The organism is Nonomuraea sp. NPDC049480 (assembly GCF_044465905.1).
In the GTDB taxonomy this organism is placed as follows: Bacteria; Actinomycetota; Actinomycetes; order Streptosporangiales; family Streptosporangiaceae; genus Nonomuraea.
On record NZ_JBITMD010000004.1, the window covers coordinates 346248 to 366439 of the forward strand.

At 67.3% G+C, this 20192-nt stretch carries 11 protein-coding genes and 1 pseudogene; 7 read left to right on the forward strand and 5 right to left on the reverse strand.

Features of this window, described 5'->3' with window-relative positions; all coding sequences use genetic code 11:
* The 6 genes and pseudogenes from ACIBX3_RS14845 to ACIBX3_RS14870 form a co-directional block, all read left to right on the forward strand.
* Entirely contained in the window at positions 1-816 is an 816-nt protein-coding gene (locus tag ACIBX3_RS14845) for a 4Fe-4S dicluster domain-containing protein (RefSeq protein WP_397116992.1), read from the forward strand.
* Positions 809-1711 carry an NrfD/PsrC family molybdoenzyme membrane anchor subunit gene (gene nrfD / locus ACIBX3_RS14850; protein WP_397116994.1) on the forward strand — a complete coding sequence of 301 codons (903 nt, stop codon included), beginning with the start codon at positions 809-811 and terminating at the stop codon, positions 1709-1711. Before ACIBX3_RS14845 ends, nrfD begins: the two co-directional genes overlap by 8 nt.
* Positions 1712-2161: 450 nt before the next feature.
* Positions 2162-9448, forward strand: coding sequence for an RHS repeat-associated core domain-containing protein (locus ACIBX3_RS14855; protein ID WP_397116996.1), 7287 nt, complete (start codon positions 2162-2164; stop codon positions 9446-9448).
* Positions 9449-9493: 45 nt separating this feature from the next.
* Positions 9494-9937: a hypothetical protein gene (locus ACIBX3_RS14860; protein ID WP_397116998.1), complete on the forward strand. Its 444-nt coding sequence runs from the start codon at positions 9494-9496 to the stop codon at positions 9935-9937.
* 374 nt (positions 9938-10311) lie between these two features.
* A complete protein-coding gene (locus tag ACIBX3_RS14865) occupies positions 10312-10752 on the forward strand; it encodes a hypothetical protein (RefSeq protein WP_397117000.1) in 441 nt (146 codons plus the stop codon).
* An 82-nt stretch (positions 10753-10834) separates the two neighbouring features.
* A pseudogene (locus ACIBX3_RS14870) lies at positions 10835-11116 on the forward strand (DUF5753 domain-containing protein); the annotation flags it as partial.
* Positions 11117-11852: 736 nt separating this feature from the next.
* On the opposite strand, the gene ACIBX3_RS14875 reads toward ACIBX3_RS14870, so the two are convergent.
* The gene (locus ACIBX3_RS14875; protein WP_397117002.1) at positions 11853-12329 is read right to left on the reverse strand and encodes an ATP-binding protein; all 477 of its coding nucleotides are present in this window, start codon (positions 12327-12329) and stop codon (positions 11853-11855) included.
* A 404-nt stretch (positions 12330-12733) separates the two neighbouring features.
* On the opposite strand from ACIBX3_RS14875, the gene ACIBX3_RS14880 reads away from it, so the two are divergent.
* Positions 12734-13498 (forward strand): GntR family transcriptional regulator, encoded by a 765-nt coding sequence (locus ACIBX3_RS14880; RefSeq protein WP_397117004.1) that lies wholly within the window; start codon positions 12734-12736, stop codon positions 13496-13498.
* A 24-nt stretch (positions 13499-13522) separates the two neighbouring features.
* On the opposite strand, the gene ACIBX3_RS14885 is transcribed toward ACIBX3_RS14880, so the two are convergent.
* From ACIBX3_RS14885 to ACIBX3_RS14900, 4 genes are read right to left on the reverse strand one after another with little or no spacing between them, the layout of a single operon-like run.
* Entirely contained in the window at positions 13523-15088 is a 1566-nt protein-coding gene (locus ACIBX3_RS14885; RefSeq protein WP_397117006.1) for a glycoside hydrolase family 28 protein, read from the reverse strand.
* Between the two features lie 10 nt (positions 15089-15098).
* Positions 15099-16091, reverse strand: a complete 993-nt coding sequence (locus ACIBX3_RS14890) for a hypothetical protein (protein WP_397117008.1) — start codon at positions 16089-16091, stop codon at positions 15099-15101.
* The gene (locus ACIBX3_RS14895; protein WP_397117010.1) at positions 16088-18625 is read right to left on the reverse strand and encodes a family 78 glycoside hydrolase catalytic domain; all 2538 of its coding nucleotides are present in this window, start codon (positions 18623-18625) and stop codon (positions 16088-16090) included. The genes ACIBX3_RS14890 and ACIBX3_RS14895 overlap by 4 nt, the downstream gene beginning before the upstream one ends.
* Entirely contained in the window at positions 18619-20115 is a 1497-nt protein-coding gene (locus tag ACIBX3_RS14900) for an alpha-L-fucosidase (protein ID WP_397117012.1), read from the reverse strand. Before ACIBX3_RS14900 ends, ACIBX3_RS14895 begins: the two co-directional genes overlap by 7 nt.
* Between the last annotated feature and the right edge of the window lie 77 nt (positions 20116-20192).

Genomic DNA, 20192 nt, shown 5'->3' on the forward strand with positions numbered 1-20192 from the left:
ATGCCGCACATCACACCGGGCCAGGCGTACGGGTTCTTCACCGACACCAGCGTGTGCATCGGCTGCAAGGCCTGCGAGGTGGCCTGCAAGGAGTGGAACCAGCTGGAGGGCAACGAGCCGTCGTTCCTGGACGGCTTCGACAACACCGGCAGGCTGGACGCCGAGAACTGGCGGCACGTGCAGTTCCACGACGACGTGCCGGACGAGAGCCTCACCGAGGGCAACGGTACGGCGTGGCTGCTGATGTCGGACGTCTGCAAGCACTGCAAGCAGGCCAGCTGCATGGAGGTCTGCCCGACGAACGCCATCATCCGCACCGAGTTCGACAGCGTCTTCATCCAGCCCGACGTCTGCAACGGCTGCCGCGACTGCATCGCGGCCTGCCCGTACGACGTGATCGGCGCCAGTCACACCACCGGCATCGCGCAGAAGTGCACCCTGTGCTACGACCGCCTCCAGAACGACATGACGCCCGCCTGCGCCAAGGCCTGCCCCACCGAGTCGATCAAGTTCGGCCCGGTCGAGGAGCTGCGCCAGACGGCCGCCAAGCGCCTGGAGACCCTGCACGCCCAGGGCGTCACGCAGGCCGCCCTGTACGGCCACGACGAGAAGGTGTACGGCGGACTGAACGCGTTCTTCCTGCTCATGGACCGGCCCGAGAAGTACGGCCTGCCGGACGAGCGCAACGCCGTCCTGCCCAGCCGCAACAACGCCGGCGGCTACCTGACCGCCGCGGTCACCGCGGTCCTGGGCGTGCTCGGCGGCCTGATCGCGCTGCGCCGCCGCAAGGAGAAGGTGGAGACCCAGGATGGATGAGGTGCAGCACTTCGCCGGCCCGCCGGACTGGCTCTGGTACATCCTGGCCTACTTCTTCCTCGCGGGCCTGTCCGGCGGCTCGTACGTGCTCGCCACCCTGCTCAGGCTGCGGGGCGCCCCCGGCGACGAGCCGATGGCCAGGATCGGCTACTACATCGCGTTCCCGCCGATGCTCGTCGCCCCGATCCTGCTCGCCCTCGACCTCGGTCAGCCGCTGCGCTTCTGGCACATGTTGTGGAACACCACCCCCGGCAACCCGGGCGGCAACTTCAAGTACTGGTCGCCGATGTCGATCGGCTCGTGGGCGCTGATCGTGTTCGGCGCGATCACCACGGTCTCCTTCGCCGCGGCCCTCGTACGGGACGGCAAGCTCCGCCTCCCGCTCGTGACGTGGCTGGACGGCCGCCCGTTCAACGTCTTCGGATCGTTGTTCGGCCTGTTCATCGCGGGTTACACCGGCGTGCTGCTGTCGGTGTCGAACCAGCCGGTGTGGAGTGACACGTGGGCGCTCGGCGGCCTGTTCCTGGCCTCCGGCCTGGCCGGATCGGCCGCGCTGATGCTGCTGCTGACCCGCTTCCGCCCGGAGGCGCGGCCGAGCGCCGGGATGTTGTCGGTCTCCGAGCGGTTGTACGCGCTGCTGGAGCTGGCGCTGATCGTGGTGTTCGCGCTGACGCTGATCGCGGCGGGCACGCAGGGCCAGGTGTTCGGCCTGCCCTGGCTGGTCCTGTGGGTGGTCGTCCTGGCCGGCCTGATCCCGGGCCTGTACGGGCTGGTCACCGAGCGCCTGTCCCCGGACGGCACGACCGCCCTGCGGCACTCGCCGGCCGTGCCGTTGCTGGTGCTGGCCGGAGTCCTTGCCCTCCGCGCCGTCATCATCTTCAGCGTCCAGGTGTGACCTGGCAGCTTTCTCGGTACGGCCGAACAGGGGTCAGACGGCCGCGTCGTCCTCCTCTGGGAGGTCGAAGTGGGCGCTGCTCCGTTCGGCGAGCTCGTCCACGGGCGGCCAGTGCCTCCAAGTAGTGGGCGATGGCCTCGGCCAAGGGGTCTCTGGGGATGTTGGTTCGGTACGCCTTGGCGTTGTAGCGGAATGTCGCGTACCAGATAGGGCTGTTTTCCGATTTGTGATGATCGCGCGTCTTGTCTGATAGGTCGGATTTTCTTACGTTGATCGTCGGATGTTGATCGGCTCCGAGCCGCGCGGGAGAGCACCTGTCGCCCTGTGGTGGAGAGCGACGGTTGGTGCCCTTGTCGGTGTCTTTCGTTGTGGTTCGGAGTGTGATGGCGTATGCGCCGGGATCCGTTATGGCGTCGTTCGGTTGGAACGATTTTCGCGTTCCTGGGTCTGATGCCTGGCCTGCTGGTGGTACAGGGACAGTCGGCGTTGGCGCGCTCCGCAGTTGTCGTGCAGCAGAATGCTGCCGGCTCGCCGGTGATTCCGCGGCAGATGGCGGGTTCAACGGCTGGGTTGCCGTCGCTACTGCCCGTCACGCAGGTGCCTGCGGCGGTAAATGCCTCGGCCGGGTGGCGGTCGGAGGTGCAGCGTCCTGAGGGCTCGGTGGCGCGTGAGGACCGGACGCCGGATGTGGCGGAAACGGATGCGTCGGGGCAGGATCGGCTACCGGCGGCGGTGCTTCGGGCTGAGGCGGCGGAGCGGTCCGTGCTGGCAGTGCCAAGGCTGGTGGATGTGTATCCGAAGCAGGGGTATCTGGTCGACTCGTTGACGCCGTCGTTGCGGGCGTGGGGGCAGAGCGGCAACGGCAACTACGCGGTGTCGTATTCGTTCAAGGTGTGCGATGTCGCGTCGATGTCGGGGACGGGCTGTACGACCTCGGGCTATGTCGCGTCGAACGGCAATAGGTGGACCGTGCCCGCGGGCAAGCTGGAGTGGGGCAAGCAGTACTGGTGGACGGTCACGGTCCGGGATTCCTTCGATTCCTCGACTACGACGTCGCCGGTGCTGACGTTCACGACCGGGGTGCGGCAGCCGGCGATCAGCTCATCGCTGGCCGGTTCAGGCGGCGATGAGCAGGAGTTCGATCAGCAGACCGGCAACTACACCACGACCGCCACCGATCTGGAGGTGGCCACGGTGGGGCCGGCGCTGTCGGTGGTGCGCACCTACAACAGCATGGACCCGCGCACCGATGCCCTGTTCGGCGCAGGGTGGTCCACCCGGTGGGACATGAGAATCACCTCAGAAGTGCACGGCGCCTCGATCTCGGCCCTGGTGACGTATCCGGACGGGCGCCGGGTGCGCTTCCGGGCGAACGGCGACGGTGTGTTTCAACCGCCGCCCGGCATGTTCGCCACACTGACTGTGCAGCGTGACGGGTGGCGACTGAAGGACAAGGCCGGCACCAGCTACCTGTTCGACGCCGACGGCCGCCTGACGAAGATCAGCGACAACCGCGGCCGCGCCCAGGAACTCACCTACGGCAGCGACGGCAAACTGGCCAAGGTGACGGCGGTGGGTGGCCGGTCGCTGACCTTCACCTGGACCGGCGCCCATGTGACCTCGGTGTCCAGCGACCCGGTGGACGGCAAGGCGTTGACATGGACCTACGGCTATGACGGGGACAGGTTGACGCAGGTGTGCGCGCCGGTGGCCGCACCGAACTGCACCAGTTACGAGTACGGGACGGGGTCGCTGTATCGCAGCGGCGTGCTGGATGCCGATCCGTTCGGCTACTGGCGGCTCGGGGAGGGCTCCGGTACGAGCGCTGAGGATCTCGGCACCGGCGCCGGGGACGCCACCTACCAGTCGGTGACCCTCGGCCAGCAAGGCGCGCTGGCCGGAACGACGGACACGGCCGCCTCCTTCGCCACCGGGTCGCGGATGAGCTTGCCGTCGCACACGATCGCGCATGTGGCTGATCAGATGGCGGTGGAGACGTGGTTCAAGACCACCCAGTCCGGTGTGCTGATGGCCGCCGGCGCGCAGCAGACCAGCGGGATCGCTCAGGGGCCGATGCTGTATGTGGGCACCGACGGCAAGCTGCGCGGGTCGCTGACCGCGACGGCCTCTCCGATCACGTCCGGGCAGGCGGTCAATGACGGCCAGTGGCATCACGTGGTGCTGTCGGTGGCAGGCCAAGAGCAGACGCTGTTCCTGGACGGCCAGCAGGTCGGCACGTTGACCGCCACCCGGCCGACCGGATGGCGGCAGTACGCCACGGTGGGCAACGGCATCGCTGATGCCGCGACCTCCCCGGCGGTGCCCGCCGGGACGACCGCCTTCGCCTTCCGGGGTGTGATCGATGAGGTTGCCGTCTACGGTGCGCCGCTTCTGGTGGAGCAAGTGAAGGCGCATTACCAGGCGAGGAATGTCGTGCCGCACAGGCTGTCGAAGGTCACGTTGCCGTCGGGTCGGGTGTGGGCGGCCAACACCTACGACGCCAAGACCGACCGGATCGCCACCCACACCGATCACAACGGCGGCACCTGGAAGATCGGCCCCATCGGCGTCGAGCAGCAGTCCGGTGAGGCGCAGGTGACGGTGACCGACCCGGACAACAACACCCTCGTCTACCTCTATGATGCCTGGCGCGGGTATCGCATCCGGGGCGAGACCGATCAGCTCGGTCACACCACCTGGCACGAGTACGACCAGGCGGGCTTTCTGACCAAGGTGATCGATCGCAACGACATTGCCAACGAGATCTACCAGGACAAGCGCGGCAACACCCTAGGCCGGCAGTACTGCCGGGCGCCGGGCGAGTGCGCGATCGAGTTCTGGTCCTACTACCTCAACACCAGCGATCCGTTCGATCCCCGCAACGACAAGGTGACGGCCTACCGCGACGGCCGCTCCTCCCGGGAGAACGACAACACCTACGCCACCACCCTCGAGTACAACGCCTTCGGTGAACCGACCAGGCAGACCACCCCGGTCACGGCGGATTTCCCGCTGGGCCGTTCGGTGAGCACCGTCTATACCGACGGGACCGAGCCCGCGGTCGGCGGCGGCAGCACCCCCGCGGGCCTGATGAAGACCAAGACCGATGCCCGGGGCAGCGAGTGGAGCTACCGCTACACCGCGACGGGGGACCTGGCCGAGCAGACCGACCCAGAGGGTCTGGTCACCAAGCTGGAGTACGACCCGATCGGCCGCCTGATCGCCAGTACGCGTATCTCGCAAGCGTTCCCGGGCGGTGCCAAGACCACATTCGCCTACGACGGGCGCGGCCAGTTGCTGACCAGCATCGCACCCGGCGCGAAGAACGAGATCAGCAACGTCACGCACACCGCGCGGACCCGCTTCACCCATGACCCGGACGGCAGGCCGCTCACCCAGACAATCGCCGACCTGACCGGCGGCGAACCCGAGCGCACGACCACCTACACCTACGACGACCACGGTCGGCAGAACTCCGTCACCAACCCCGAAGGCGGCATCGCCCAGCAGGAGTGGAACCATCGTGGCTGGGCGATCCGCGCCACGGACTCCCGCGGCACGGTCATCGAGCAGGGCTACAGCAAGCGCGGCGAGCTGATCTCCAGCAGGCTCATGGGCTGGACCGGCAGTCCGGTCAGCCCGCAGCCGGCCACGGATGTGGTGCTGGAGACCCGCGGCTATGACCCGGCCGGGCGGCTGGTGTCGGTGGTGGATGCGATGGGCCGTAAGACCACCAACGACTACTGGATGGACAACCGGCTCAAGCGGAAACTCGCCGACGATGCCAAGCTGAATAGCTCCACCACACCGCGGGACGTGGTCGTGAAGGCGGAGGAGTACGACCCGGCCGGCAATCTGATCGAGCAGACCACCGGTGGCGGCATCACCACCGTCGTGTTCGACTACGACGCCGCCAGCCGGCTCACGTCGCAGATCCTGGACCCGGGCGGGCTCCCAGGGCGCGAGCCGCTGGCCCGCCGCGCTGCCTTCGGCTACGACGCCAACGGCAACGTCACCAAATCCACGTTGACGGCTGCCGGCACCAGCCGCACCGAGGCCACCAGCTACACCTACAACAAGCTCAACCAGCAGACCAAGCAGACCATCGAAAACGGCGCCCAGGATGTGGTCTCCACCACCGACTACGACGACCGGGGCCTGGTCGTGGCCACCACCGACCCGCGCGGCAATGCTGACGGGGCGAGCGCCGCCGACTATACCGCCACGCTGCGCTACGACATCCTCGGCCGGCTGGTGGAGACCGCCGCCCCGCAGGTGCCGGTGGACAAGAACGGCAACTCCAGCCTGGCCCGCCCGGTCACCAAGGTCGGCTACGACACCGTGGGCAACCAGACCCACCAGACCGACGCCGAAGGCCGCACCTTCGTCTCCACCTTCGACAAGGCGGGACGGCTGACCAGCAGCACCGCGCCGCAGTACACGCCGCCGGGCGGCAGCACGATCACCTCCGCCGTCCGCCACACCTACGACGCGGCCGGGCAGCGCAAGAGCACCATAGACCCGCGCGGCTATGTCACCACCTTCGACTACGACCAGCTCGGCCGTCAGGTCCGTGTCACCGACCCCGCCCCTGACGGCCCGACTCCCGGCACGTGGGTGACCGAGTACGACCTCGCCGGGGAGAAACTCGCCGGCGTCGACCCAACCGGCGCGCGCAGCCAGGCCACGTATGACGATCTCGGGCGGCAGGTCACCGCCACGCAGATCGAGCGCAAGCCCACCAGCGCCGCCTACACCACAATGATGGAGTACGACGACGCTGGTCGGCTGGTCAAGCAGACCGCCCCGGGCGGCAAGATCACCAGCTTCACGCTCAACGCGGCCGGCGAGGTCACCTCCACCACCGACCCGGCGACCAACACGACCACCATGGCCTACGACTTGGCGGGGCGCGTAACCAAGGTCACCGACCCGAACGGCAACGCCAGCGTCGCCGAGTACGATCAGGCCGGCCGCAAGACCGCGACCAAGGACCTGAACGCCACTGGCACGGTGCTGCGCACCTACGGCTACGGCTACGACCTGGCGGGCAACCCGACCAGCACCACCTCCCCCGAGGGTCACGTCACCCGGCAGACCTTCGACGCGCTGAACCGGAGCACCTCGCTCATCGAGCCGGTCACCGCCGATGACTCGATCACCACGAGCTTCGGCTATGACGCAGTCGGCGCCCGCACCCGGCTCACCGACGGCCGCGGCAACGCCACCTGGACCGGCTACAACAGCCTCGGCCTGGCCGAGACCGTGACCGAGCCGGCCACCGCCGCCCATCCGGACCTGACCGACCGCACCTGGACCCACCTCTACGACGCGGCTGGCAACCAGGTAGCCACCATCCAGCCCGGCGGCGTGCGCATCGACCGCACCTTCGACCACCTGAACCGCCTCACCAAGGAAACCGGCGCCGGAGGCGGCGCCACCGCCGAGCGCACCCTCGGCTACGACTTGGCCGGCCGCGCCAGCACCGCCGGTGACCTGACGATGGACTACAACGACCGCGGCCTGCCGCTGAAAGTCTCCCGCGGCGCCACCCAGGAGACCGCCTACACCTACGATGCACTCGGCAACCCCACCCAGCGCATCGACGCCGCCGGTACTTCCACCTTCACCTGGGACAACGCCAACCGGCTAGCAACCGCCACAGATCCGGTCACCGGCCGTACCCTCACCTACGGATACGACCCGGCCAGCCGGTTGAAGACCATCACCGCCACCAGCGGCCAGGCCAGCACTCAGACCATCGACTACGACAACATGAACCGCGTCACCGGTCAGACGCTGAAGAACGGCTCAGGCACCCAGCTCGCCAAGATGACCTACGGGTGGGACAAGGACGACAACCTCACCACCAAGACCACCGCAGGCACCGCCGGGGCGGGCACCAACGCCTATGGCTACGACCACGCGGGCCGACTCACCTCCTGGACCGCCCCCGGCGGCGCCACCACCGGCTATGAATGGGACGCTGCCGGCAACCGCACCAAGGTCGGCAACGCGACCTTCACCTACGACGAGCGCAACCGCCTCACGTCCGGTGACGGCACCGACTACACCTACACCCCGCGTGGCACCCTGGCTACCAGCACCAAGGCCGGCGCCACCACGAACTACACCTTCGACGCCTTCGACCGCCTTATCGCCGACGGCGACAGCCTCTACACCTACGACGCCCTCAACCGGCTGACGAGCCGCATCCGGGGCACCGCCAAGCAGATCTTTGCCTATGCCGGCCTAGGCAACGACCTCGCCACCATCCGTGACAGCAGTGGCAGCGTGCAAGCGGCCTATGCCCGCGGACCCAGCGGAGCCTTGCTCGGCCTGAAAGAGGGTACCGGCGCAGCGGTGGCAGCGCTGAACGATCTGCATGGTGATCTGGTCGCCACCTACACCGCCACCCTGCAGACCTCAACGGCATATGACCCCTTCGGTACGGTGATCGCCCAGACCGGCTTCAAGGTCCAGCTCGGCTACCAGGGTGAGTACACCGACCCGGACACCGGCAAGGTCAACATGCACGCCCGTTGGTACCAGCCTGGCACCGGGGCCTTTACCAGTCGCGACACCGCCAGCCTCACCCCTAACCCCTCCGTCCAGGCCAACCGTTACACCTACGGCAACGCCAGCCCCCTCACCGGCATCGACCCGAGTGGCCACGCCACGGTTACCGTGTACGTGCCGGACAGCAGCGGTAACTACGTCCCCACGGAGGGAGACGTAGATGACATGGAATATCTGGATTTCATGTTGAAGTCTAGTTCGTGGGGTCTCATCGACGAGGAAGAAGCGATGCGAGCCGGCGTAATGTCCAACGGTATGCCGGCCCCCAAGAAGTTCAAGAATTTGACTGCCAAGCAGCGGGCGGAATTCTCGGATTTCGCGTCGTGGATCAATCTCATCAACCCCTCTATCAGCCTCGAGGAGTTGATCGGCGACACATCGCCTTCTGAAGGAGGAAAGGTGGTCGGCTCGCGCCGCCTCAAGGGGGCCGAAGCCAGTCGCTCTGGAGCAGCATTTTATGCTCGCAAGATTGATAAAGACTCAGCCGCTAATGCCAAGTCCTACTTTGAAAGATACGAGGATCTTCTACCTTACTGGGAGCACATCGAAAAAGCCGCCAAGAAGCATCGTGTGGGCAAGTACGAACTCACCGCCGTCATCCTGTGGGAGAGCGCGCATGCGGAGGAAGGCACGGGCAGTCTGGGTGCTGCGGCCGCAATTACTTGGGAAAATCTCAAGGGTAGAAATAAGGCGTGGGGAGCTTCGATCGGCATCGCGCAAATGGAGATTTACAAGGCGGGGCTCATGCTGATCAAAGATGAAGGGGCAAAGTGGAAGAAAGCAACCCTCGGTCAAATCGCTGCGGAGCTCCTTAAACCAGCGCGAGCCATAGATCTTGCCGCGGCCTGGATGGCGCACCTGAAGCAGCATATCAAGATCGACGGACGGCCCATCAATGACCTTGAAGCTGCTTACGCTTATTGTGGATGCTCTGGAGTTGTAGTGTGGGATGGGAAGAAGCTATATTATCCTACCCCGGACTATGATAGGTTCGTAACCTGGATGAAGACAGGGTTCCTGGAAGGGAAGCCGGCCAACGTTGCTGAAGCGAAACAGCGAAAGAAAGATTTGGACGCGATGTTCAACCTCAATGGCGGCGACGGCGTCGTCTGGGCATTCTGGGCGTGCATTGATACTAAGAAGAAAACATGCGAGTGATGCTGGCAGGGCAAGATGTGGCTGAGGGCGCTTTTGGTGGGATCCGTGATCACGGCGATGCTAATCGCTGCATTCTTCCTCGCCTTGCGTGGCGAACTGTTCCCTGCGCCTCCGCGGCAGGTAACCCCTGCAGCTCTCAATGATGTACGCAGCATTGGTGTAGTTCAGGCAGAAGATAGCAGGGAAATTAGCTACGACGGAGAATTCGAGATCACCAATACCTTCGTCATCGATGTAGGAAGTGCGAGTGCGAAGGAGGTAGTTGGCAAGGTTGTCAGCCGTCTTCGCGAACGTGGATGGGAGACGATTGCAAAAAAAGAGACGGGAGCGGTAATGAAATCCGCTAAATGGAAGGCGCTCGTGGCCGTGGATCCATTCTATCTCGAAGCACTTCAACACCATCCCGGCATCCTGCAGACGCTCAATGGCAAGTCGGTGAACACGGATGCCTACGCAATCGTCAGAGTTGACGTTGTTCAAGGTGCATAAAGTTGGCCTCTAGGGTGTTATGCATCAATCGCTACCCACTCATGGCGCGCGCAGCTCACTCGTTCGACTCTGTGATAGCCGGCGCGTCACCGCTTTTGTCTACGACGCCAACGGCAACATCACCAAATCGACCCGGACGGCCGCCGCCACCAGCCGCGTGATCGCGTAGAGGGGTGGCGGGGTCGTGACGCGTTCGGCTGACCGCGCTTGCTGTGTGGAGTACTTCACCCCTGTGGTCTCGGTAATGTATATTGGCGCGGAAATGGCTGCACTCAGTGTGGTGCCGTGGCTGTGTTTGATCGCGACAGGAAAGGCTTTTTGATGGTTATAAGCGCCATCTCCTTTTAGTTGCGATGCGTTCTGCTGTCAGGCCTATGATGATCGCTCTGTGTGTATTGATTCTGGTGACAGAGTGCGGATCCTGGTTTCAGGGGACGATCAGGGCCGATGCGGGTGCGGTTGACGAGGTCCGTGGCATTGGCCGTGTCGTGGCACAAACCACCGCAGATCCGATATATGGCGACACTATTCAAATCGAGGATGTCCTGATTATGGATGTCGGCGCCCCGTCCTTCGAGATGGCGATGGACAGTGCACGCAAGCTGCTTGAGCGACGTGGATGGACTACAATGGACAAACTTGTAACTTATGTGAGCATGAAATCCACTCGCTGGGGAGGTACAAGCCTGACGATTGACCCATTTCAAAAACTTGCTTCCTATTCTGGTTCCACACAAAAGCGCATAGCAGAGAAAGTTCATATCGAACCCACCGATCAAAATAAGTATATACTTGTGGTGGTTACGCGCGTGTAGCGGTGAAGTAAGTAGAACGAAAGCGGTCCGCCACTCGATCGACGCAGGGATCCTCGGGTGACTCTCCGAGACGGCCTTCGTCCCCGGCCTCCTCCAGACACCCGACTACGCCAGAGAAGTCATTTCAGGCGTTCTGCCCACCGCAACCGACGAGCAAGTACAGCGCAGGGTCGATGCAAGACTTAAACGCCAGCTGCTCCTGACGGCACCCGACAGCCCTCACCTGTGGGCGATCATTGACGAGGCGGCCCTCCACCGCCGTGTCGGCGGCCCCTCCATCATGCGCGACCAGCTTCGCCACCTGGCCGCACAGGCGCACAACCGGCAGATCACCATCCAGGTCGTCCCGTTCCGACCTGGTCGCCACTCTGGGCGACCGTACCTGGAAGGTCGCCTGAGCGACTCCCGGGCTGGAGACCTCCTCGCGCGCAAGGGCCACGCCGAGGCCGACCACTGGCCGTTCCGTTCCACACGGTTCAGGGACCGTCCCCGTTACACGCGGCGGCCGTTGATCCGCACGTTGCGTAGCTCGAATCCGGTCACGTCGCGGACGACGTCGGCCTCGGTCATCTGCTCGAAAACGCTGTTCGTCACCCGGACGCCGCGGATCTGGTTACCGGGGTTGCCGATCAGGTAGAACGCCCGGGGCGCCCGGCCGGCGCGCAGGTGGCGGACGTCGGGACCAGTGTTTCGCCAGTCGCCAAACTACGACCCTCCTAATCGCTATCAGATTCGCCCGCAAGGGTGCATCCTGGACGCGACCCTTCATCGGAGATGGCCCATCAGTAAGGCGCTCCATTGCGCCGCTGCGACGGCGGCCCGCCATCGCTCGCTGTCCTCGATCGACTCGATCCCCTGCTCGTCATGGCGGATCCGGCGAATGAATTGCAAGCCGCTGACCTGGCGCAGCTCGTAGAAGATCCCGTAGCAGCCACACGTCCACGCCAGAACGCGCCCCGCAGGAGCCCTTCGTTCTGGAACGATCCACTTCAACGGTTCGCAGTGGGATGTCGGCGGGCTTATATGAGGGCTGAAGCATCGGGGCGGGCGGTCGCCCCGGCTGATCCATCCGGGGCCTCCGGCCTGTTCTGGCGGCGTCATCACACCTCCGCCGAGCAGGCCCGCACATCGGGCGCGCTGAGGGGCGCGTCGTCCGTGGTGAGCACTTCGGCCCACACTCGCTGGCCGCCAAGAGCGTTGTCGCCGATGCCCCAGCGAAGCGCCATCTCTTCGACGATCTGCAGGCCCCGCCCGGAGCAGTCCATCTCGCTGGGCTCACGCGCTTGGGGGACGGTCAGCCCTCCGTCGTCCATCACATCGATACGGGCGAGCTCGTTGCCGATCGTCCGAACGTCCACGGTGATCAACCCACCGGCCAGCCCTGAGGTCGAGTGCATCGCGGCGTTAGCCACCAGTTCACTCACCACGAGTTGCACGCCGGTCACGTTCCGATGCCCCGCCGCCGTCAGCACGCTCTTGACGCAATGGCGAGCGATGGGCACCGAACTCGGCACTCCCGGGAAGACGAATTCGGCGAGAAATCGTCCACCCAGCGCCGCACACTCGGAAGCATTCATTGCGTCTCCCGTGCTCGGCGACGAGTGCACGGCCGTTGACCTTGTCGAGCACTGCGGCGATCTCGACGCCTGGCCACGCGGCTGAGGCGACGCGGTCCCTCTCAGCCAGAATGCTTTTCACCACCCCGGTCCAGAACGCTCCTTCCGCAGCTTCAGGGTCGGGGTATCGGTCGCCCTGCGACACGTTGTCGGATATGAGCACCACTGACGGGCTGGGTTCGTCGAGAAGGTGCCAGCGTTCGTCGCGCCACCGAAAGGTGAGGCGGGCGCGGTTTGTCGGATCGTGGGGGACGGGCATCAGCGCTCCGATCGATGATCGTATACCTAGACATCGATATCGTATACGAACTTGCACGCACGTGTACGCTCTTGTCAAGCACGTATCGAGAACTGGGGAGGTGGCTGTGGCGGAACGGGCACATGCCTACGAGCGGATCGCCGACCATCTCCGTCAAAAGATCCGCTCCGGCGATCTACTTCCCGGTAGTCGCCTGCCGCCCCACCGCGTCATGGCCGGGGAGCACGGCGTTTCGGAGATCATCATCCGTCGAGCGGTAGATCTCCTCCGTACGGAAGGGCTCGTCGAATCCAAACGCGGATCAGGTACTTTCGTCCGGGCGCGCCCGGCAGTTCGGCGGATATCGATGGACCGTTACCTGGCCGACAAGGGCTCCCAGGCAGTCCCACAGACGTCGTTCACAAGGGATCAGGGCATTACCTGGTCGCAGTACAGGCTGGACAAAAAGTTCGCGTGGATCGAGACCGACCAGCGGTTGGCTGGCCTGTTCGATGTGCCGGTGGGCACCCGCCTGTTGGAGCGGCGGTTCGTGTTCTACGCCTCTGGAGTGCCGAGCCAGATGAGCCGCTCGTGCCTGCTCGCCCGCGATGTCGAAGGAACCCCGGTAGCCGACCCGCACAACGAGCCTTGGCCGGGCGGCAATATTGGCCAACTCCGCTCACTCGGCATCGAGATCAATGGCGACATCATCGAAGAGACGGCCGTGCGAATGCCGACGCCCGAGGAGGCGGAGCTTCTCGGTATCGGCTCGGGCGTGCCGGTGTTCGCCGTCACCCGACAGATGTTCTCCAACGGTCGCGTGGTCGAAGTGGCTGACCCGATTGTGATTCCAGGCGATCGCGCGGTCCGGGTCGATCGAATCTCGATCTAACTAGTGAGCGCTATCAGGGAACAATTACAAGCGGAAACTGCGTAGAGCCGCATGCTGGGACGAAGAGGAGACGCCATGAAGTACATGACGATCCAACAGGTTCGGTACGCCGGCGACCTCACGCACTTCGACGAGCGCCTGGACCAGTTGATGACCGCGCTGCTCGATCTTGAGGACATGGACGCGCCGCCCGTTGATCCAGACGTTGCGCAGGACCAGACCTGTCACGTCCCGCACGACGTCCGCCTCGGCCATCTCCTCGAACACGCTGTTCGTCACTCGGATGTCCCGGATCGGGTTGTCCGGGTTGCCGATCAGGTTGAACGCCCGGGGCGCCCGCCCCGCGCGCAGTCGGCGGATGTCGAGGTCCCGGACGTCGGGGAAGTAAGGGCCGGTGGGTTTGTTCTCGTAGTTCAGGGCGACCTCGATGACCGCGTCGGCGGCCTGACCCACGGTGATGTCCCTGAAGTAGAGGTCCCTGACGTAGCCGCCGCGCTCGGGGTTGGTCTTGACGCGGATCGCCCGCTCCAGGCGTTCACTGCTCATCGTGCAGTTCCACGCGAACACCCACCGCACCCCGCCGGTGGTCTCGCTGCCGACGGTCACGCCGCCGTTGCCGTCGCGCATGACGCACGAGTCGACCAGCACGTTCATCGAGGGCGCGTTCACGCGGCGGCCGTCGGCGTTCTTGCCCGCCTTGATCGCGACGCAGTCGTCGCCCGTGTTGAACACGCACCGCTCGATCAGCACGTCCACGCACGACTCCGGGTCGCAGCCGTCGTTGTTCGGGCCGCGCGGGCTGTCCACGGTGACCTCGCGGATCGTGACGTTGGTGCACAGGACCGGATGGATGTTCCACATGGGGGAGTCGCGGACGGTCACGCCCTCGATGAGGACGTTGCGGCAGCGGTAGAGCTGGATCAGGTTCGGCCGCAGGTGGTGGCCCGCGCCGAAGACGCGCTCGGCCACCGGTACGCCGGCCTCGGCCATGGACGCGAGCAGCTTCTTGTCCGGGCCCTCCGATGGGGGCGGGTCGCCGGACCAGTCCCACCAGTGCTCGGCGTCGGCCTGGCCGTCGATCGTGCCGCGGCCGGTGATCGCGACGTTCGTACGGCCGTGGGCGTAGATGAACGGGGAGTAGTTCATCAGCTCGACGCCCTCGTAGCGGGTGTACACGACCGGCAGGTAGTCGGCCGGGTCGCGGCTGAAGCGGATCGTGGCGTCCGGTTCCAGGTGCAACTCGACGTTGTCGGCCAGGTGGACGGCGCCGGTGAGGTACGTCCCCGAGGGCACGAGCACGCGCCCGCCCCCCGCCCTCGCGCAGGCGGCGACGGCCCGCTCGAAGGCGTCCGTGCATTTCGTGCTCCCGTCGCCCACGGCGCCGTGGTCCGTGATGGGGAAAGTGCGGCCGGGGAAGCGCGGGGGGCGGATCCGCCGTCTGATCCGCGGCATCACCGTTCCCCACGCGGCGGCCGCGGGATCCCCCGCCGGGGCTCCCGGCGCGGCCGCTTCCACCCGGCCCGCCGCCTGGCCGATCAGCGCGGCGCCGGCCGCCCCGGCCAGGAACGTCCTGCGGGAATACCCGTCCATCAGGTCCTCCTCATGCATGCGCCAGGGAGATGCCGCGCCGCTCGGTCAGCGTGTGCGGGCCGACGCGGTACGGCTCGCACCGCCGTACCGCGGTGTAGAAGTGGTGGGCGCGGCCGCTGCGGGAGACGAGCGCGGGCTTGTGCGCGTAGGTGTCGTCGACCGAGCCCGGCGGGCCCACGTCGACGAGGATCTCGCCGCTCTTGCGCCACGTCCGCAGGTCGCGGGAGACGGCGTAGCTCTCGCGGGCGTGCCCGTCGTACGAGAGCCCGAAGTAGAACATCACCCACCAGTCGCCGTCACGCAGCACGCACGGGTCGGAGGCGAAGCGCTCGTCGAAGTCGCCCTCGCCGCCGTGCGGCACCACGGGTTCCAGCACCGGCCGCTCCCAGCGCGAGAGGTCGGGGGAGACGGCGTAGCCGATCTGCTCGCGCCAGCCGGAGTAGGTGCGGTTCTTGGCGTTGTAGAAGCAGTAGTAGAGCCCGTCGTGGCGCAGCAGCCACGACTTGTACAGCCCGCCCCGCTCCCACGCGCCGCCGTCCTGCGGGCGCAGCACCGACCCCACGTCCTTCCAGGTACGCAGGTCGTCACCGGCCACGAACCCGATGACCGCCGCGCCCATCTCCATGCCGGGTTCGGGATAGGCGTGGTACGTGCCGATCGCCTGGCCGTCCACCCGCGTCACCTGCCCGTCCGAGCCGAGCCGGTTGTCGCGGACTATCGACGTGAGTGCGGCGTTGTAGCGGCGGTACGGGTGGCCGGGGTCGCGCGGCAGGATCACCTCGCCGGGAGACCACGTCACCAGGTCGGCCGAGCGGCTCAGCGCCGTCTGGTAGCCGGCCCCGTCGAAGCCGACGTAGGTCATCACGTACTCGCCGCCGTCCGAGCACACGAACGGGCAGTCCACGAAGAGCCCGTCGAAGCGGTCCGGCTCCCACGACGGCTCGACGACCAGACGGCCGGCCTTGTGCGGTGTCCTGATGCCCGCGGGATCGTAGGCGTTCACCGGCTCCCCCTGAAGGTCCAGCGGCCGGCGGGCACCTCCCAGGCGCGTTCGCCGGCCGGGGCGGCCGCGTCGGGCACGGCGTACCGGGCGAAGGCCGGCATCCGTACCTCCGCTGAGGAGCCGGGAGGGATCTCCACGTCCAGCGTGAACCCCCCGTCCCGCCGGGTCCACGCCACGTCGGCCCGCCCGTACGGCGTCTCGGTGCCCGCCCGTACCGACTCCAGGCCGGCGGGTACGGCCGGGTCGATCAGCAGCCTGCGGAAGCCGGTCGAGCCTGGCACCTGCCCGAGGCCGCCGAGCCCGCGGTAGAACCAGGCGTCGATCGCGCCCAGCATGTAGTGGTTCTGCGACAGCCCGCGCGTCGGCCCGTCCCACGCCTCGGTCAGCGCGGTGGCGCCGTGCCGCACCTGGTAGCCGTAGCCGGGACGGCCGGTGGACGTGGCGAACGCCCACAGCGCGTCGTGCCGTCCCGCCCGGTCCAGCACCCGGAACAGCGCGGGCAGCGCGATCTCGCCGACCGTGATGCCGCCGCCCGCGACCTCCTCGGAGATCCGGTCCAGCACGGCGGGCGCGAGCTCCCCGGGGACGACGCCCATGTCGAGCGCCAGGATCTCCGACGCCTGGCTGCGCTCCTTGCCTGCGAAAGCCCCGGCGAAGGCGGCGGCGATCCGCTCCGCCAGCGCGCCGTAACGCTTGGCGTCGTCGTCGCGGCCCAGCACGCTCGCGACCCCGGCCATTGTGCCGGCCACCCGCCAGTAGCCCCACGTGGACACCAGCGGCACGGGGGTCGCGGGGTCCAGGCCGATCCAGTCGCCGAGCCCGTGCCGGAGTATGCCGTCGTCGGCGCGGCCGGTCAGGTAGTCGGTGTAGCGGCACATCGCGTCGTAGTGCGTCTCCATGGCGGTGGTGTCGCCGTAGTGACGGTAGAGCTGCCACGGGACGCGGACGATCGCGCCGCCCCAGTTCGGGTCGTCCCTGAAGGCGCCCTCGAACACGACGTACTCGGGCGCGATGTCGGGCACCAGCCCTTCCGGGGTCTGCGCCTCGGCCATGGTGACCAGCAGCTCCCGGTAGTACGCGGCCACGTCGTAGTTGTAGGCGACGACATCGAAGAGCAGGTGGGCCTGCTCCAGCCAGCCCAGCTTCTCCCGGTGCGGGCAGTCGGTGAGGACGCTGTACATGTTGCCCCGCACCGCCCGGTCGATGATCGTGTGGATGTCGTTGACCAGCGGGTCCGAGGTCTCGAACGTGCCGACGCGGGGGTTGCCGGCGCGCAGCACCAGCGCGGAGACGGTCTCCGGGCCGGCGTCGGCGGGCAGGCCCTGCGCCTCGACGTAGCGGAAGCCGTCGTAGCGGAAGCGCGGGTGCCAGCGCTGCGGCCCGTCCTCGGTCACGTAGACGTTGAAGATCGGGGCGCCGGTGGTGGGCTTCGACTGCACCACGCGGCCGTACGCGTCGAGCTGGTCGCCGGGCAGCAGCCGCAGGCAGCGGCCTGCGGGCAGGTCGAGGCGCAGCTCGGCCCAGCCGGCGACGACCGTGCCGACGTCGAAGACCGGCGTCCCGTCGGCGGCCACGAGCTTCTCGACCGCTGGGAGCTCCTCCACGATCCTGATCGGCGGGCACGCCCGCGACCTCAGGACCTCCGTCGAGCCGGGGAGCACGGTGGCGGGGAGCCAGCCCGAGCGGCCGGTGCCCGGCCGGTCCCAGCCCGCGACGGCGCGGCGGGCGTCGTGGTCCTCGCCGCCGTACCAGTGCGAGCGGACCGTCGGCCCCTCGGTGGCCAGCCAGTCCGCGCCGGTCACGAACCGGTCCGCGGTCCCGTCGGCGTACTCGACCTCCAGCTGCCCGATCGTCCGGGGCGCGGCCTTGGAGCCGTAGAACTTCATGTACCGGTCCTGGTGCGGGAACACGTGGGTGATCCCCGGGCCCAGCTCGATCCCCATCGCGTTCGCGCCGTCGCGCAGCAGCGGCGTCACGTCGTGGACGGCGTACACGACGCGGCGGGTGACGTCCGTGTACGGGGGCTCCAGCACGGCGTCGGTCACCGGCGTGCCGTTGATCGACGCCGCGTAGACGCCCAGCCCGGCCACGTAGAGGCGGGCGCGGACGACCGGCTTGGCCAGGGTGAACTCGCCCGCCAGCAGCGGGAGCGGGCGGCCCTCTCCGGCGCGGGGGTTGCCCTCGTCGTACCAGTCGGGGTGGGTGATCCAGGCGGCCGTCCAGTCGTCCGGGCTGAGCAAGCCCAGCTCGAACCGGGCGGTCGGGCTCCAATCCGACCACGTGCCCGCGGAGCGGACGCGCACCTGCCAGTACGCGGTCGTGCGGCTGGTCAGAGGCCGTCCCGCGTACACCACGCGCTGGTCCGGCCCGTCCACCTCGCCGGTGTCCCACAGGTCCGCTGAGCCCTCCGCCGAGCCGACCCTGACGTGGTAGCCGGACTGCGCCGGCACGGTCAGCCGCCAGCTCAGCGGCGGCCGGGTGATCTCGATGCCGAGCGGGTCGGTCAGGTCGCACGTACGCAGGTTCGTCACCATGACAGGCCTCCGATTCTGAGCATGTACGCGGCCGAGGTGGGCGGTTCGGCGGGCAGGTCCACGTAGAGCGCCTCCGGGGCCTGCCGCCAGCCGACCGGGCCGTGCCCCAGCAGCTCCACGGCGGCCGGACGGCGTGCTGCCGCGGCGCTCAAGCTGGTGATCGCGGCGGTCCTGTCGCCGGGCCAGGCCAGCAGCGTGGCGTACAGCGTGTCGCCGCGCCGGGTGAAGCGGATGTCGCCCGGCCGGTAGGCGCGGTCGGCCTCGTTGTAGCCCTCGTAGCCCTTGGTCTCGCCCAGCCCTGTCGTGCCCTCGCCCGCGCGCAGCCACGGCGTGGTGCCGTACACGCCCTCGCCGCACACCCGCAGCCACGCGCCCACCTCGGACAGCAGGGTCCGGGCGCGGGCGTCGACGGTGCCGTCGGCGTGCTGGGGGATGTTGAGCAGCAGGCAGCCGTTCTTGCTGACCACGTCGATCAGGGTGTGGATGACCTGCTTCGCGGTCTTGCGCGGGTGGAACATGGGGTCGTCGTCGGCGCAGTCGAACCACTCGCCGTCGCTGGTGTCGAACTGCCACGGATGCGGCTCGGCGGCGTCGAGCTGGCGGCGCTCGCAGTCCAGCACGACCGCGGTGCGGTCGGCGTCCGGCACGTCCTTGATCGTCACGATGCCACCGGTCGGGCACGTGTTGTAGTAGTGGGCGAGCAGGCCGAGGCCCGCCGCGCTGGGCGGGTCCGACTCCACGACGCTGCCGGCGTCGAACGGCAGCCGGCCGTCGTCGAGGTAGACGAGGTCGGGGCGGTAGCGGTCCACGGCCTCCTTGACGCGGGCGTAGAAGCGCTCGGCCACCTGGGGCGGGGGTTTGGCGCCGGGGGCGTGCCCGGGCGGGTAGAGGTCTGCCGGGTCGAGGCCCTCCCACCACGTGCCCTCGCCGTCGCGTACGGCTCCGTCGTGCGGCTCTCCGGTCACCGGGTCCACCCCATGGGCCACGTCCAGCCAGCGCCACGTCCAGTTGTTGTGGAAGCTCAGCCCGAACGGCAGCCCGGCCCCGCGCGCCGCGCGTTCCCACGCGCCCACGATGTCGCGGTGCGGGCCGATCCTGACCGCGTTCCAGGCGTGCGTACGGGAGTCCCAGAGGTCGAAGTTGTCGCAGTGGGCGGCCAGGGCGACGAAGTAGCGGGCGCCGCTGGAGACGTACAGGTCGATCAGCTCGTCGGCGTCGAAGCGTTCGGCGCGCCAGCGCGGGAACAGGTCCTTCGCGCCGCCTCCTGGCCCGAAGTGCCCGCGGTGGTGGGCCTGCTGGCGGTCGGCGCGGCGTTTCTCCCACGGCTCGGACCACGGCTGCATGCCGTAGAGGTGGCGGGCGTACCAGTCGCCGGAGCGGGCCACGGACTGCGGGCCCCAGTGCGACCAGACGCCGAACTTGGCCTCGGTGAACCACTGCGGGATGCGGTGGGCGCGAAGGGACGCCCATTCGGGCTGGAACCGGCTCATGGGATACCTGTCTCACCCGTGCTGATCTTATTAAAACGTTTCGCGCATAGTATATTTATTCAGTCCGACATGTCAAT